At 41.7% G+C, this 16,570-nt stretch carries 13 protein-coding genes; 8 read left to right on the plus strand and 5 right to left on the minus strand.

All coding sequences use genetic code 11. From position 1 onward, the window contains the following. Nucleotides 1–2: 2 nt before the first annotated feature. Genes rlmN through ACSSWA_RS06755 form a run of 7 tightly spaced genes read left to right on the plus strand, consistent with a single transcriptional unit; the run spans nucleotide 3 to nucleotide 6,206 of the window. Nucleotides 3–1,064 carry a 23S rRNA (adenine(2503)-C(2))-methyltransferase RlmN gene (gene rlmN / locus ACSSWA_RS06725; protein WP_437355794.1) on the plus strand — a complete coding sequence of 354 codons (1,062 nt, stop codon included), beginning with the start codon at nucleotides 3–5 and terminating at the stop codon, nucleotides 1,062–1,064. Nucleotides 1,065–1,080: 16 nt separating this feature from the next. After that, on the plus strand, nucleotides 1,081–1,590 hold the full coding sequence (locus tag ACSSWA_RS06730; RefSeq protein WP_437355795.1) for a hypothetical protein: 510 nt from the start codon (nucleotides 1,081–1,083) through the stop codon (nucleotides 1,588–1,590). Beyond that, nucleotides 1,590–2,024 (plus strand): hypothetical protein, encoded by a 435-nt coding sequence (locus tag ACSSWA_RS06735; RefSeq protein ID WP_437355796.1) that lies wholly within the window; start codon nucleotides 1,590–1,592, stop codon nucleotides 2,022–2,024. Before ACSSWA_RS06730 ends, ACSSWA_RS06735 begins: the two co-directional genes overlap by 1 nt. A 49-nt stretch (nucleotides 2,025–2,073) precedes the next feature. Continuing rightward, nucleotides 2,074–4,404 carry a TonB-dependent receptor gene (locus ACSSWA_RS06740; protein ID WP_437355797.1) on the plus strand — a complete coding sequence of 777 codons (2,331 nt, stop codon included), beginning with the start codon at nucleotides 2,074–2,076 and terminating at the stop codon, nucleotides 4,402–4,404. Between the two features lie 4 nt (nucleotides 4,405–4,408). After that, the gene (locus ACSSWA_RS06745; protein WP_437355798.1) at nucleotides 4,409–5,299 is read left to right on the plus strand and encodes a DUF4249 family protein; all 891 of its coding nucleotides are present in this window, start codon (nucleotides 4,409–4,411) and stop codon (nucleotides 5,297–5,299) included. A 44-nt stretch (nucleotides 5,300–5,343) separates the two neighbouring features. Further along, nucleotides 5,344–5,667 (plus strand): DMT family transporter, encoded by a 324-nt coding sequence (locus ACSSWA_RS06750; RefSeq protein WP_437355799.1) that lies wholly within the window; start codon nucleotides 5,344–5,346, stop codon nucleotides 5,665–5,667. Between the two features lie 2 nt (nucleotides 5,668–5,669). Then, nucleotides 5,670–6,206 carry an RNA methyltransferase gene (locus tag ACSSWA_RS06755; protein ID WP_437355800.1) on the plus strand — a complete coding sequence of 179 codons (537 nt, stop codon included), beginning with the start codon at nucleotides 5,670–5,672 and terminating at the stop codon, nucleotides 6,204–6,206. Here the strand turns inward: ACSSWA_RS06755 and ACSSWA_RS06760 are convergent, their stop codons facing one another. The 4 genes from ACSSWA_RS06760 to secA are packed head-to-tail and all read right to left on the minus strand — an operon-like array spanning nucleotide 6,207 to nucleotide 12,518. Continuing rightward, nucleotides 6,207–6,863 carry an AlbA family DNA-binding domain-containing protein gene (locus ACSSWA_RS06760; RefSeq protein ID WP_437355801.1) on the minus strand — a complete coding sequence of 219 codons (657 nt, stop codon included), beginning with the start codon at nucleotides 6,861–6,863 and terminating at the stop codon, nucleotides 6,207–6,209. Then, nucleotides 6,860–9,091: a tetratricopeptide repeat protein gene (locus ACSSWA_RS06765; RefSeq protein ID WP_437355802.1), complete on the minus strand. Its 2,232-nt coding sequence runs from the start codon at nucleotides 9,089–9,091 to the stop codon at nucleotides 6,860–6,862. The genes ACSSWA_RS06760 and ACSSWA_RS06765 overlap by 4 nt, the downstream gene beginning before the upstream one ends. A 17-nt stretch (nucleotides 9,092–9,108) precedes the next feature. Further along, nucleotides 9,109–9,447 (minus strand): P-II family nitrogen regulator, encoded by a 339-nt coding sequence (locus tag ACSSWA_RS06770; RefSeq protein ID WP_437355803.1) that lies wholly within the window; start codon nucleotides 9,445–9,447, stop codon nucleotides 9,109–9,111. Between the two features lie 8 nt (nucleotides 9,448–9,455). Continuing rightward, nucleotides 9,456–12,518: a preprotein translocase subunit SecA gene (secA, locus tag ACSSWA_RS06775; RefSeq protein WP_437355804.1), complete on the minus strand. Its 3,063-nt coding sequence runs from the start codon at nucleotides 12,516–12,518 to the stop codon at nucleotides 9,456–9,458. Nucleotides 12,519–12,682: 164 nt separating this feature from the next. Here secA and ACSSWA_RS06780 point away from each other — a divergent pair, with 164 nt between their 5' ends. After that, on the plus strand, nucleotides 12,683–15,466 hold the full coding sequence (locus tag ACSSWA_RS06780; RefSeq protein WP_437355805.1) for a hypothetical protein: 2,784 nt from the start codon (nucleotides 12,683–12,685) through the stop codon (nucleotides 15,464–15,466). A gap of 5 nt (nucleotides 15,467–15,471) precedes the next feature. On the opposite strand, the gene ACSSWA_RS06785 is transcribed toward ACSSWA_RS06780, so the two are convergent. After that, on the minus strand, nucleotides 15,472–16,554 hold the full coding sequence (locus ACSSWA_RS06785; protein WP_437355806.1) for a DUF4837 family protein: 1,083 nt from the start codon (nucleotides 16,552–16,554) through the stop codon (nucleotides 15,472–15,474). Between the last annotated feature and the right edge of the window lie 16 nt (nucleotides 16,555–16,570).

Raw genomic sequence — 16,570 nt, forward strand, 5'->3', positions numbered from 1 at the left:
GCATGAGTGGAAATTCTAAAATAATATTAAAAGGGCTCACTCTCAATGAGCTGCGCGGTTATTTTGAATCGATAGGCGAGGCTAAATATCGGGGCGACCAGCTATTTAACTGGCTGTATAACCACATAGCTTTCGCTCCCGAAGAGCTTTCGAATTTTCCTAAAAATTTACGCAATCGATTGGCAGAAGAAACAGAGTTAACCACGCTTACGCTTCAGGACAAGCAACACTCCGGCACGACGGGGACGGTAAAATTCTTGTTTTCAACAAAAGACGGGCACAAAATAGAATCGGTGTTTATTCCCGACGGCGACAGAAATACCCTTTGCTTGTCTACTCAAGTCGGTTGTCCTCTCGACTGTAAATTTTGCGCTACGGGACTGATGGGCTTCAAAAGAAATTTGTCCGCAGGCGAAATTACAGACCAATACCTGATCATAGCTTCGAACTACGGCAAAGATAAAATTACAAATATAGTTTTTATGGGAATGGGCGAACCGTTGACGAATTACAAAAACACTTTGGCGGCAATCGAAATATTCACGCACGAACTATCCAAAGGATTGAGCCGCAATCGCATTACGGTTTCGACGGCGGGAATACCGGATAAAATCAGAGAGCTTGCCGACAGCGGATTTCGAGTTAAGCTTGCATTCTCGCTCCACTCGGCATTTGACGATGTTCGCAACAAAATAATGCCCATCAATAAAAAGTATCCGCTCCGGAAGAATTTCGAAGCTTTAAAATATTATGCAACGAAAACAAAAACGCGTATTACATTCGAATATACAATGCTTAAGGGCATAAACGACCGGGATGAAGACGTTAAAGAATTAGCCAAATTGTGCAGCCGGATTCCCTCCAAAATAAACATCATTCCGTTTAACAGCATAAAACATATGAATCCGGGAGGAATATCCGCGGAATTGGAACCAACTCCATATGAAGAGATTATAAACTTTGCAGATAAATTGAGACAGCGAAACATAAGCGTTTTCATAAGAGATACACAGGGCGACGATATTGCGGCTGCCTGCGGACAACTGGCAGTTAAATACAACTAAACAAAGAGGAGCAACCATGAAAGCAGTAATCATCATCCTGCTTTCGTTTATTCAAGTTTATTCTCAATCGGAAGTGGAAAAAGCAAAAACCGTTTTAATACTGCCTTTTTACGAAAGAGAGTTCAACGTATCAAGCGAATTATATCATTCTCTCAAAACGGGTTTTATGAGAGAAGATTATATAGTTCTTTCAAGCGACAGCGTCTGGAATAAACTCGACAGTCTCGATATTTCATTTAACGATATCGATTCCGAGATTGCCGATTCGATAAAAAAAATAATCGACTGCGATTTAATAGTCTACGGAAGAATCGACGAAGACATTAAACCCCGCACTTCGCCCGCGCACGACAGAAACGTTTCTTACAAGCCTTTTATAATAAAGGTATACGACACGCGTTCACAATCTCTGGTTCTCTACGAAAGGATGGAACTTATAAACAGGTGGGGACTTTTCAGCGACAATACGGAAATACACGATATCGGATATAAAACGGCGTTGAAATTAAGAACGCGAGGGTATTAATGAAAAATCGCGCACTCGTTCTGATTGCGATAATTATTCTGTGCTGCGGCTGCGAGGAAACGAATTTCGAGCCGGAAACTTATAATTTCCGGTTCGAGCAATTGCCCGGCTGCCAGACTCTGGTATATAATAATTTGGAGAAAGCCGGAGCGGACAGTTGCTTTAACTACAGCTTTTTCGAAAAATTAGTTGTTGAATTTTGCGTAAGCGGTAATTGCTGTCCCGATTCCAATCATTTCGCAGTCGAAAGTAAAGCGCTCGGCGATACAATTACAATATCGGTTCGGGACACTGCCGCCAATTTGTGCAGGTGTAATTGCAATTATATTATATTAACCGAATTTCAAAATTTGACCGGGGACAATTATTTTGTCAAATGCACGGATAAGGAATCGGGCAGAGTTCTCTACTTGAAAGAAGTAAAGCGCCGCTGACTTCTTCGTAATTAATTCGTCTAACACCGGTGAATATTCTTTGTTTTGTATGAAAAAGTCGATACTAATTTATATTCTCTTTACTACTCTTATTTTTTCGCAAGGGAAAGGGACATTAAGCGGATTTATATACGACGCGTCCAACGGAGAGGCATTGATAGGCGCGAATATTTATCTGAAAGGAATTAACCTGGGCGCCGCTTCGAACGGCAGCGGTTACTTTGCCATTCCGAATATTCCCGAAGGATCGCACGAGTTAATTGCGAGTTATATCGGTTACAAAACTTTTCAAACAAAAATTACAATTAAAAACGGCGAAGAAAAGAGACTCGACATTAAATTGGAACCCGGAGCTGTCGTAAGCCGGGAAGTTGTTGTTTCTGCAGACTCGGTCGGTATGCCCGAAAGATTATTCAATAAACCTGTTTCTAAAATCGACCTTTCGCCCGTACAATTGGGAAAAGTGCCTCAGGTTGTGGAAGCCGACCTCCTCCGAACGCTGCAAAGCATGCCCGGCATAGTTCCCGTTTCCGATTTTTCGTCGGCAATTTATGTGAGAGGCGGCACGCCCGATCAAAATTTATTTTTAATCGACGGCACTGACGTTTACAATCCCGAACATGCCTTCGGATTGTTTTCAACTTTCAATACCGACGCAATCAAAAAAGTGGAAGTTTATAAAGGGGGCTTCGGAGCCGAATACGGCGGTCGCCTTTCGGCTGTGATTAACGTTATAAACAACGATGGAAACAGAAATAATTTCGAAGGGAAAGCTACGTTGAGTTTGCTTACCCTGAACACCACATTGCAAACCCCGATAGGCAAAATCGGTTCGCTTTCCGGTTCTTTAAGACGCACTTATCTCGACCAGACGCTGGCAAAAGTAATAGACGATATACCCGACTATTACTTTCTGGACGGAAACTTAAAAGCCTTTTTCGACATTAATAACAAGAATAAACTAAGCGTAAGTTTCTACGGCGGTATTGACTACCTCGATTTTAAATTGGACAAAGACCGTCCGCAGTCCTTCGGATTCAAGTATGTTTGGGGAAATCAGACGGGAAGCATCAACTGGAGAACTATCTTTTCGCCGAAGCTCTTTGGAAATTTTTGGATTACAGCCAGCAGATTTTTTTCCGATTTTAATATCGATATAGTGGAATTCAGCGAGGCAAACAGAATCGAGGATTTTACAATCAAGGGAGCGGTCGATTATTTCTACAGCAAAGAATTTAATTTTAAATTCGGATTCGAACAGAAAAATATTAACGGGGCGTTGAAGCAGGAATTCACCTCGGCGCGCATCGACGTATCGAAACACCGCACTCTCTATTCGTTTTATTTCAGCTCGCAATGGGCGCCCAATCCGCTCTGGGATATCGAAGCGGGTATACGATACGACTATTTCGTTTCGGACAGAAATTTCAGCAATCTCGATCCGCGCTTGACCGTAAAGTACAGACTTACCGAAAAAAGCAATCTTAAATTTTCAACCGGAATATTTCATCAATATGCAAACAGGATACCGAGGTTATTCTTCGTGAGTATTTGGGTAAGCGCCGACGATTATATTAACGGTTCCAGTTCGAATCATTACATACTCAGTTATCAAAGGATTCTGTCAAACAATATCGAATTCGAGATCGAAGGTTATTACAAAACTTACAATAACATCTATTCATTCAACTCGAATTACCGCGCCGAAGTCGAACCTCAGGGATATACCGAAGATAATTTGCCGGTGTTTGCTTCTACCAAAGGATTATTCAATCGGGGCGACGGATATTCGAGAGGAATTGAAATTTTACTGAGAAAAGACGCGGGCGCTTTAACAGGATGGCTGGCATACTCATACGCACAAACCGAATATCTGATTGACAACGTGAACAAGAACAATTATTTCAATCCGCGCCACGACAGAACTCACGCAATTAATTTTGTTCTCAATGCAGATTTAAACAATCTTTTCAACGAGTTAAACGGCAGAGAATTTACAAACAGCGACAAGCAATGGAATCTGGGTTTAAATTTCACTTACTTTTCCGGGCAGCCGATAACGCTTCCAGCATCGGTCTATATTGCCAACTCGGTTCCCGACTGGGACATAACCAAAAACAGTTTGCAGCTCTATCCTTCAGGCATAAACGAATTCCGGCTGCCTTACTACGCAAGGCTCGATTTGAGTCTCAATTACAAAATAACATACGACGGCTGGTCGCTTTCTCCTTATCTTCAGGTATTTAATCTTCTCAACAGAAAAAATGTATGGTTTATACAATACGAAAACGAAATAGAAAACAATACCGCGAAATTGAAAGTAAAAAACGTAACTATGTTTCCAATACTTCCGAGCGTGGGAATTACAATAAAATTCTAAGAATATGAAAAAATATTTATTGGCAATATTGAGCCTGTTAATGGCTGCATGCGGCGAAGGAACCGTTGAAATCGGCTCCGGACAGTACAAGCCGAAAATTGTAGTGGAAGGCTATTTAATTCCGGGCAATCCGATAAAGGGAATCAGAATAACAAGAAACTTCCCCATTAACACTCAGCCCAATCCTTTCTCTCTAATTCTAAAAAATGCAGACGTAAAAATTACCGACATGGAAACGGGCAGAACCGAGGCTCTGGTTTATAACGATTCCACATTTTCATTCGACGGCGCATCCGATTTTATTGTGGATTACAATAAATCTTACCGGCTTACAATCGAAGCGGATATCGACGGGAACAGACTAAAAGCTTCCTCAACAACCACTACGCCGGCAAAAGGTTTCGAAGTAATACGGGAAGAATCGATACTTGATTCGATGAAGTACCGTCAAACCGGCGAGGACGGTAAAGTCAAGAATTTCAAAGTAGTATTTAAGCCGTCTCCGGGAGCCGGCTTTTACGTGTTTTCCATCGTCGCGCTCGACGCGTCGTATTCTTCTTTTATATATGAAAATCCGTATATCGAAATAGATTCTTACGACCTCGACGAAAGTTTCGATAATTTCAGAAATCAGTTAAAATGGCTGCAATTCGTAAATTCATCCGCGGAAAAAATCGAGTACAATATCGAATGGCTCGACACGTGGTTCTACGGCAGATACAGATTGACAATTTATGCGGGGGACGAAAATTTCCGTCGATTCCTGTTAACACACGGCAGCGTTCAGGATCCCGACGGCAATTTTCATGAGCCGTTGATGAATTTCGAAGGCGACGCAATCGGCGTATTCGGTTCGTATCTTGCCGATACGCTCTATTTCAAAGTTCTTAAGTAATATCATTCCATATTTATTATCTTTACCGAAAAAATATTTTTCTTATGGGATGGATCTACATTTTTATCGCCGCTTTGTTCGAAATAAGCTGGGTCGTGGGATTAAAGTACAGCAACGGACTTACTAATCTGAATGCGAGCATATTTACAATTATAACAATGCTCCTTAGTTTTTATTTTCTGGCTCTCGGTTCAAAGGAATTGCCGATCGGCACTGCTTATGCAGTATGGACAGGAATCGGGGCTACCGGTACCGTTGTCTACGGAATACTCTTCTTTAACGAGTCGAAAGACTTATTAAGAATCTTTTTTATTATGATTATCATCATCGGAATAATAGGATTGAAATTAACCGACAAACAAATCTGACTATGAGAAAATTATCGCACGAAGAAATTTCAAAAAACAGAAGCACATTGGAAACGCTTCACAGCGTCAATAAGCTGCCGGTTTATGCCGTTCTTCACAATATCAGAAGCAGTTATAACGTCGGCTCGATATTACGCACTTCCGACGGAGCCATGGTCGAAAAGCTCTATTTATGCGGATTCACTCCGGCTCCTCCCAAAAAAGAAGTGCTTAAAACTTCGCTCGGCGCCGAAGAGAGCGTGGCGTGGGAATATGCAAAAGATACTAAGAGCGTTATCCGCGAACTGAAGTCAAAAGGAATAAAAATTTGCGCTTTGGAATTGACCGACAAAAGCCAGCCGTATTATAACCTTACCAAAAACGATTTTCCTCTTTGTCTTGTGGTGGGAAATGAAATCAGCGGCGTGACGGACGATATTTTAGAACTGTGCGACTTTTCGATAGAAATTCCGCAATACGGAATTAAGCAGTCTTTAAACGTAGCGGTAGCATACGGCATCTCGATATTCGATTTGAGAAGAATCTACGATACAAAATAATCATCCGGCGTAAGTAAAATAACTTTCGCCCCTGTCGTTGATATGAATGAGCAAAATATTCGCTCGCACGAGTTTTATCAAAGTTCGAGACGCTCTACGCTCCGATATATTTGCAATTTTACATAGCGTTTTGACCGTTATTGTTTCATATTTATCGAGATATTCAAAAACTATCTTTTCATTTTTTCCAAGGGAATAATTTTTCAATGAGACTCCGGAGGATTGGGTCTGTAACAATTTAATCATTTCCTTGCTGGCCTGGACGCTCTTATCGTTAATTCTGACGTAAACAAGCGCGGTGTTCAAATCCAGATTTTGCTGATAATCCTGCAGACGATGAGGTTTGATATTCGATTCTTTTACTTCGACCACCAATATTTCTTTGTTTTTAACCGGAACGACAAACGTGGAATATTCAACCGGCGGTTCTATAAATTCCCGCGCGGTTTTTTCGATTAACTCGAGGTCGGATTTTTCGCTTTCTATTCCGTAAATTGTCTTATCGTCGTCAACTCCGATCAATAAGTAGCCGCCGCGCGTATTGGCAAAAGCCATCATTTCTTTGGCGATTTTTTCGTAGGAGGAAAAACGTTGTTTGAATTCCACATAAAGATTTTCTCCTCCTTCGATCAATTCAAATATTTTCCTGCGGTTCATTTCAAAAGCTTTTTCTTGGCAGAATCGGCTTTTTCCTCGTTTCGTATAACGGCGGGTTTTAGTGTATCCGGTTTGGATTCATCGGGTTTTTCTTTTTGCATCAACTCCTTTTTCATCAATTCTTTTTTCCGATTAACCGAATCGGGCAAGTTTTTATTGTCGGAAGTTTCTTTTACCTTTACCGTATCTTTAGCTTCATTCAGCTTTTCGGCTTTTTCCTTTTCCACCCTTTCCAGCTCGTCCTGATACGTCTTATACTTTGCCGCCACCGCTTTGCCGTATGGGGTAGACAGGTAATCTTTGGAAGTTAGAATTCTGTAATAAAATGCCGCCGAATCGTTTTTCGCCTGTTCCTCGTATATAAATCCGATATAATAAATTGATTTCGGGGCATACGGTGAACGCGGATGTTGAAGATAAATATTTTTGAATGCCGCTATGGCATCGTGATAATTTTTCTGATAATATTTTTTCTCTGCTTCGACGTATAATTTTTCAACGGGGTCTTCCGCTTCTTTAACTTCTGTTACATCTTCGATTAAGCCGAGCTGTTTGCCTGCAGCCGTATATAATTTATGCCCCGGATAATTGTCGTATATTATTCTGAAAAGACTGTCGGCTTTTTCTTTTTCTCCGTTCGACTCGTAATAAGTGCCGAGCGCGTAAAGCGTGTTTACTTTGTACTGACTTTCGGGATATTCTTCGAGAACTTTATTGAAATATACCAATGCGGAATCTGTGTTGTTGAGCTCCGAATAGAAAAGATTTCCTTTTTCGAACAGGTTCCCGGCAATCAAAGATTTAATCGAGTCGACGCTAATTGCAGGGCGAGAAGGTTTTTTAGCTTTCCCTTTTGCAATCAGTTCGATTAAAGAAAGATTCTTCTCGGACAAATTAGTCGTGTCGCTTGCCGTCGTGTCGCTCACAGCGACAGTATCCTGCTGCGGTTCATCTCCTCTTCCTCTTCTCAAAGGATTGTTGGTTCTCGTTCTGTTCTGTTCCATCTTCTGCCTGTTTTGCGCCACATACTGTTTAAACGCAATGTCGTAGTCAACCGAATCGCGAATGAACCTGTCGGGATTGACCGCATAAACATATTGCAGGTTTAAATCGTTAATCTCGTTGTTTAGCTTGAAATATTTATCCATTACCTTATTATGTGAGACTATTTCGGCTTTCAAATCTTTGTCAATCAAAGGAGACGTAACAGCTTTATTATAATATTTATACGCGCTGTCGAAATCCCCTTTATATATTTCATAAATTTTGCCGATCATAATGTCCGCCGAAACCGCGGAATTTTTCTTTTTGTAAGTGGTATCGATATCCTTGTAGATTTCCAGAGCTTTATCAATATCTCCTTTCTCGTAATAAATATTACCGAGTTCCAGGACTATTCTGTCTTCCTGCTCTTTAAATTTGCCTTCGCCCAATAAATCATTAATCAATTCCTCGCTTTCGTCGACTTTTCCGAGGTCTCGCATAAGTCGCGCATATTCGATTCTGCTTTCGAATTCGACGTCGAATGAGGGAGAGAAGTCGAGAACACGGGCAAAAGATTCGAGAGCTTTTTCTTTATTGTCCAGAAGCAGATAGATTTTACCGAGTTGATAGTAGATTAACGCTACGGTTTCATCGTCTTCGGCATTTTTAAGAAATTCATTACACTCGGCTACGGCATCTTCGTAGCGCTCTCTGAAAAGAAGGAACGCTATCTTTGTAATAGAAGCTTTTTCGAATAATTCATATTCTTCCTCGGTTAGAGCCGTTTGTTTAACTTCTTCTATAAGCCTTAAACCTTCCTCGAAATTTCTAAGCTGCAAATGAGTTTTAGCCAGCCACAGTTTATTTTCGAGCGCGTAGTCCGATTCCGGAATTGCGGACAATTCGATAAACTTCCGCTGCGCCCTGGCGTATTCCTGTTGATAATAGAACGCTTTTCCGGTAAGGAACAAAGCGTCGTCAACATAGGAAGACTCGGTGTCGAACTGCAATATTTTTGAACATTTTTCAATAACTCTCGTAAATTCCTTATCGAGCTGAGGACGTGCTTTTTCAGTTCTGAAAGCAAAAGGATCGGTTTGTTCTTTCAATAAATCTTCTTCGGCGCGTTCAAAGATAGTCTTTGCATTGTAATATGTATTGAAATAAGTGGTGAAATTTTTCCATAGGCTGCAAGAATAGAACAGAAACGCGAGCGTAGTGAAAATAAATATTCTCTTGAACATATAATTACCGTTAAATTTCAAAGCGCTTCGGTGCCCGATTCGTCGGTGCGTATTCTGATTGCGTCGGAAATATCGGATATAAAAATTTTGCCGTCGCCTACTTGTCCGGTTTTCGCCGTCGACAAGATTGCGTCGATTGCTTTTTCGAAAATCGATTCGTCGACTACGACTTCGAGTTTAATTTTGGGAACGAATTCAATTTGATATTCGCTTCCGCGGTAAGTTTCTTTATGACCCTTTTGTCGTCCGTAGCCGCGGACTTCAGTAATGGTCATACCTCTGACCCCGACTTCGAGGAGAGCCTCTTTGACTTCGTCGAGTTTGAAAGGACGAATTATGGCTTCTATTTTTTTCATAAAGTCCTCTAATTAGAAAGTTTGCCGTGGCAATTTTTGTATTTTTTTCCGCTGCCGCACGGGCACGGGTCGTTTCTGCCGATTTTCTCTTCAACTCGAACGGGCTTTTGTTTGACCATAGTCGTAGTGTCTTCCTGAGGCTGCGCTCTCAGACCGAGATTGTCGGCGGAATCTTTTATTGTGCTTATTCTTGAAGGCTGCCTTCTGCTCCGTTCCTGAACTTCGACTGCCCCCTGTGGCCAGAATTTGAATGCAAAAGAGATAATCTCATTTCTAATTGTGTCGAGCAATTGAACGAACAACTTAAAAGCCTCGGCTTTGTATTCGAGCAGCGGATCTTTCTGACCGTAAGCTCTCAGTCCGATACCTTCTTTAAGGTCGTCCATATCGCGCAGATGCTCTTTCCATTTTTCGTCGATAACGCTCAGAACGGCGTATCTTTCGAGCCGCGACATCAATTCCTCGCCGAGCATCTCTTCTTTACGCTTATAAAAATCTTTTGCCGCTTCCAGGATTTTTTCCTTCATTCCGTCCTTGCCGAGTTTTTCAATCGCTTCGGGCTCGAATTTTATGTCGACAAGAATCCTTTGGAACAACTCGTCGTGTATTACATCGAAATTACCTTCGTCAAAATTCTCTTCGACCAGGGAATCAACGTACTCTTCGAGGTATTCCATAATTTCGCCTTTGAGGCGTTCGCCTTCGAGAGCCTGGCGTCGTTTTGCATAAATCACTTCGCGCTGCTGATTCATAACGTTGTCGAATTCCAGCAGTCTTTTACGGATTGCAAAGTTGTTTTCTTCGACTTTTTTCTGGGCTCTTTCGACGGATCGGCTTATCATCGGATGCTGAATCGCTTCGCCGTCTTCCATGCCGAGTCTGCCCATAACCGAAGTTATCCGGTCGCCGCCGAAGAGTCTCATCAGATCGTCTTCGAGCGAAATGAAAAATTTGGAAGTACCGGGATCGCCCTGTCTTCCGGCTCTACCGCGCAACTGCCTGTCGATGCGGCGCGATTCGTGTCTTTCAGTACCGAGTATATAAAGACCTCCCAGCTCTCTTACGCCCGCTCCCAGTTTAATATCAGTACCGCGTCCCGCCATATTGGTCGCTATCGTAACGGCGCCGGGCTGACCCGCATAAGCAACAATTTCAGCTTCCCGCTGATGCTGTTTTGCGTTCAATACGTTATGCGGTATTCCCTGTCTCTTCAACATACGGCTCAAAGTTTCGGATACTTCCACGCTCGTAGTACCCACCAATACCGGGCGGCGCTGTTCGCGCAATTCTTTTATTTTTTCGATAACAGCGTTGTACTTTTCTCTTTTAGTTCTGTAGATCGCATCGTCCTCGTCTACTCTTATAACCGGCTTGTTTGTAGGAATGACAACGACTTCCAGCTTATAAATTTCATAAAATTCATTTTCTTCCGTCTCGGCAGTACCGGTCATACCTGCAAGTTTTTTGTACAACCTGAAATAATTCTGGAGTGTGATCGTAGCCAGGGTTTGAGTGTCTCTTTCGACCTTAACGTTTTCTTTTGCTTCGATTGCCTGATGTAGACCGTCCGAATATCTTCTGCCGGGAAGAATACGGCCAGTAAATTCGTCGACTATTGCAATTTTACCGTCCTCTGTAACAACATACTCGACGTCTTTTTCGAAGAGCGTGTATGCTTTTAATAACTGATTAATAGTATGAATTCTGTCGGAACGTTCTGTAAATAATTTATAGAGTTCGTCTTTCTTTTTAAGTTTGTCTTCCGGAGAAAGATTCGGATCGTTTTCAATTTTACTTATTTCAGTGCCGAGGTCGGGAATAACAAAAAATTCTTTGCCTTCGTTGCTGCCGGCGGCTAATTCTTCACGACCTTTTTCGGTCAGGTCGATTTGATTGAGCTTTTCGTCGATAGCAAAATAGAGTTCCTCGTCTATTTCCGGCATTCTCTTCGCATTTTCTCTCAGGAATTCCAATTCGGTCTGCTGCAATAATTTTTTGTATTCGGGTTCGGAAAGAAGTTTCATCAAAGCTTTGTTTTTCGGAAATCCCCTATAGGCTCTTAAAAGCAAGACGCCGGCTTTTTCCCTGTCCTTAGGGTCGCCCGTAGCAAGCAAGCTCTCGGCTTCCTTAACTATCGAAGCGACCAGATTGGCTTGTTTCCTGAAAAGACGTTCGACGCGGGGTTTCATCTCGTCGAATTTATGTTCGGTTTTTTCGACCGGACCGGAGATAATGAGAGGAGTTCTGGCTTCGTCGATAAGCACCGAGTCGACCTCGTCAACTATCGCATAATTGTGACCTCTTTGAACGCAGTGACTCTTATCGATCGCCATATTGTCGCGCAAGTAGTCGAATCCGAATTCGTTATTAGTGCCGTATGTAATATCGCAGTTGTATTCTTTAATTCTGTCTTCCGGCGCCATATTATTGAGTATACATCCGACGGTTAGTCCGTGGAATTTGAAAATTTCGCCCATCCATTGACTGTCGCGTTTAGCCAGATAATCGTTTACGGTTACAAGATGGACGCCCCTTCCGGTAAGAGCGTTCAGATAGAGAGGCAGAGTAGCCACCAAAGTTTTACCTTCGCCTGTAGCCATTTCCGCAATTTTACCCTGATGCAGTACGATTCCGCCCAAGAGCTGCACGTCGTACGGGATCATATCCCAAGTAATTTTCGATCCGGCAACTTCCCACGATTTGCCGACAAGCCTTCTGCACGTATCTTTAACGACGGCAAAAGCCTGGGGTAAAATTTCATTTAGAATTTCCTCGTATTTATCGTCGAGTTCTTTTTCAAGCTCTTCAATTTCGTCGTAAACTTTATGCTTTTCGTCGGCGTCCTCTATATGAGCCAGGCTTTCTTTGAGTTCATCTATTTTATTGCGGATTTCCGCAGTCTCAGACTGGATTTTCTCCTTAAATTCAACGGTTTTTGCTCTCAGTTCGTCGTCGGTTAAGTCTTTTAGTTTTTCGTATTCCTCGTTGATTTTGTCGACTACAGGCCATAATTCTTTTAAGGCTTTGGTATTCTTATCTCCGAAGATTTTTTTCAAAAGCGTACTAATCATCAATCACTCCTGTTTTTCGAAGTTGAAAGTTAAATAATGAGGTTCTGAAATGCAATTCAACGTCATTTTACACACTTATAAAGCAGATACTTCAGATTGTTTCTTCATTCTGTTAAAATTGGAATGGAATATTCTTATCTTTGTTTTCAAACCTTCTTAAAGATATGAGTAAAAAGAAATTTCGATTTTCCGAAGAATTTACGAACAGGTTCATTGAACTCGCGGAGGGTTTACTCCGCTCCGATGAATTCGAGTCGGTTTTAAGTCTTCTCGAAGAGGAAGCCTCGAAATATTATTTTTCTCCTTCTTCCGAAGTAAATTTGCTCAGAGCTCTCAACGCCATCTACGATAAACGCAGTTTTTTAAACGAGCTTTTAGTCTATCCCCGCCATACGGAAATTCTAATAGCCATTACCGCCAGCAGCAATTATCTCACGGACATAATCGTGCGCAATCCGGAATATCTTTACCAGACTTTCGATCAGGAATATCTCGAGCGCTCCCTCGAAGAAAACAAACTGAAAAACGAATTGATTTCGGGTATCGGCAGATATTCAACCGTCAACGCAAAACTAAATTACATACGCCAATTCAAAAAAAGATATATTCTAAAAATCGGTTTAACCGATTTATTGGGGATAGAAAATCTGGAAGAAATTACTTATCAGCTGTCAGCGCTTGCAAAAGTTGTCAATTCAGTTTTATTCGATTTTTGTTATTCGGAAATTTTGAAAAAATACGATCTGAAAGACGTCGACAACAAATATTGTTTATGCGCTCTCGGAAAATTGGGAGGCAACGAACTGAACTACAGTTCGGACGTCGACATGCTTCTCTTTTACGACGAGAACCGGTCGTACGGCAATAAAGAATACCACGAAATTTTGTCGGAAGCGGCTTTGCTATACATAAAATATTCAACTGAAATTACGGAAAGAGGTTACATTTACCGCGTTGATTTCAGATTGAGACCAGACGGCAAATATTCGCCGCTGTGTAAATCGTATGCGGACTACGCCCGTTATTACGAAGCCCGCGGCGAAGATTGGGAAAGGCAAATGCTCATTAAACTCGATTATGTTTCGGGCGACAGAGAGCTTTACAAAAAGTTTTATGATTTTCTGCAACCCTACATCTTCCCTTCATCATTCACCAAACCGCTCAAGGCTCAAATCAAAAAGATGAAGGCAAACATTGAACTTCATAACAAATCCGACCAAAACGTGAAATTGTTTGCAGGAGGAATTCGAGACATCGAATTTACCGTGCAGGCTCTGCAATTGTTAAACGGCGGAAGAATAAAAGAGCTGAGAACGGGCAATACATTAAATGCCTTAAGAGTACTAAATAAGCATAAATTATTAAGCGACAAAGAAGCCGAAATATTTAGAACCGCATACATTATTTATAGAAGAATCGAGCACTTCCTTCAATTGATGAACGACACTCAGACCCATTTGATTCCGGAAGAAGGCGAACTGCTTTTCAAGCTTTGCAACTATCTCGGATTTAAAAATCCGACGGAGTTCAATAAGAAATTGGAAACGTATAGAAACGAAGTAAGGAAAATATATAACGACATACTCGGCGAGCCGGAAGAAGAGTCATCGGATTTATTCGACGATATAATATTTGCCGATATAAATCGCGCCGGAAAAAATCTCAAATACCTCCGCAGCGGAATCGGCTACCTGGAGCAGAAACAGTTTGACGCACGGACAATTGAGCTTTTTTCCGCATTGGAAAAGCCGTTAGCTTCGTATCTGAAGAAATCGGCGTCGCCAGATATTGCCCTCGAAAATTTCACGAAAATTATCAGATCGACAAAATTCCCCTCAATCTGGTATACGCAGCTTTCCAACGAGGATTTATTCAAAGGCTTTTTGCGAATATGCGAGTTCGCTTCGAAAGCCGTCGATGTAATTGTAATGGATAAACCAGCCGAGGAGTCGTTCCTTTCCGGAGAAGTATTTCTGAAAAACTTGTTCGACGACCTTAGTAATTTCAATCTGAACAAGATAATACTTACCGCGTCGCTCCAATACGCTTTAGGCTTTATCGACGCAAGCAGAGTTTCGGAAATTTTGTGTGAATTCATCGATTCGGTAATCCGCGAAGAATGCGACAACTATAAAGATAAATTCCCGTTTTTCATTGCGGGGCTGGGCAGCTACGGCACAATTAAAATGCACTTTGCGTCGGATATCGATTTAATAGTAGTTACGGATGATATCACAGAACATCCCGATATACACGCCATATTTCAGAAAATACTCGGAAAGCTCAAGGACAAACTTCCGACGTTTGAAATCGATTTTCGTCTTAGACCCGAAGGAAAGAGTTCGCCGCTTGTCTGGGATATATCAAATTACAAACAATATTTGAAGAGCAGAGCCCGCACGTGGGAACTACAGGCTTTATGGAAATCTCGTATGATAACGGGCAATCCGGAATTATTCGAAGATTTCGGGAAAGAAGTAATAAATAGAGTAAACGAATCAGAAACCGGCAGTCTTAAAAAAGATATTCTGGAGATGTACAAAAGGATACAGAAAGACGAGATACTCAGAACAGGCGATACGTTCAATATAAAGAAACAACGCGGCGGACTTCTGACAATCGATTTTTTGACTCAGTTTATTGCGCTTTCCAGCGTTGATATTTTCGAATCCACTTTCGGCAAGCCGACAAATTACACCTTGGAATTCCTGGCTGAAAATATTAATAAAAATGATTTTGAAACCCTGGCTAAAAACTACAAAAAACTAAAAGAAATAGAACTCGCAATTCAAATAATATTCAATACCAAAAGCACAATCGTGCCGCTGGCATCCGATAAGAAAAATCTACTGGCTGCATTTTTCGATCAAGCGCCGGAAGAATTCATGCATCAATTCAACGCCATTGTAAAGGAAAACAACCGGCTGTTCGATAAATATACGTCTTGAGCCGATTATTCGAGCTCTTCGAGCAATTCTTCTTTTTTCTCGGGATCGACTTCGCGTTCTGTCATAAACGACTGCAGTAAGACGTCTACCTGCTGAATCAATTTCTTCTTATAATATTTAGGCGCATAAATTGAAGCGTCGAGCATATACAACCGTCTGGTCGGTTCGTCATAAAACGTATAATTAATAAACGGACCTCCCATCGAACCGTCCGCCATCTTCCATAATCCCTGAGTCATCAGTGCGTAACGTCCCAGGAAATTGACTTCTTTAGTCGTTCTGTAATTATCTTCGATTATAACGTAACTAGAATCGTCCGAAGTGCGGTAAAATTTTTCGGTAATCCTGTTTCGAATTGCATAAACAGAATCTTTATTCAGAAGCAGAGGAGACGCATTGTCGATCCAGTGAACGAAAATCCATCTTTCCATATCGGTGCCCGGAGCCCGCCTCAGCCATACGAAATTGTGTTCGGGATTGTCGATTGCCAGATGGTAATCCGCCTGAACGTAAATAAGCCATCCGTAATTTTTGAGCAGCTTGGCTTCTATTTCTTTCTTTTCGTATCGTGAATTGTATAAGCTCTTGAAGAGACGTTCGTTGGAGATTTTCTGAAAATAGTAGAGCAGATTTTCATGTTCGTTCAGAATTTTTTTGCTAAGCCCGGTCAGGTCGTTAGCCGTAAGTATCATAACCAGCTGTCCTCTGGCCCACAAGTCGTACTTATTAATCACAAAAACAGAATCCTGGCGCACCATCTCCTTAACCTGAGAGTCGAGCAAACCGTCGATATACTTAGAAGTATTCGAACCGCTGCCGAGAGGAGCGGCAATTATAATGTTCTTTTTGTTTTTGTATTTGTCGAGCTCGGAGATATCTTTTCGAATGAGGATAAACAAATTTTCGGGCTGCGGCGTATAGATTATCTTGCTAAAAACCGTCAACAGCGAAGCTTCGATCTGTTCGTATTCGGTGGAATCCGCGAAGACGTAAATTTCGTCTTCGTTGCCTGTGGCGCTTTTCTTTGCATCGCAGGCTGCTACCAATGCAATCAATAGCGGAATAAGTAATAGATTTCTTGTTTTCATGACTCAATTCTATTTT

Source organism: Melioribacter sp. Ez-97 (assembly GCF_051488665.1).
In the GTDB taxonomy this organism is placed as follows: domain Bacteria; phylum Bacteroidota; class Ignavibacteria; order Ignavibacteriales; family Melioribacteraceae; genus Melioribacter.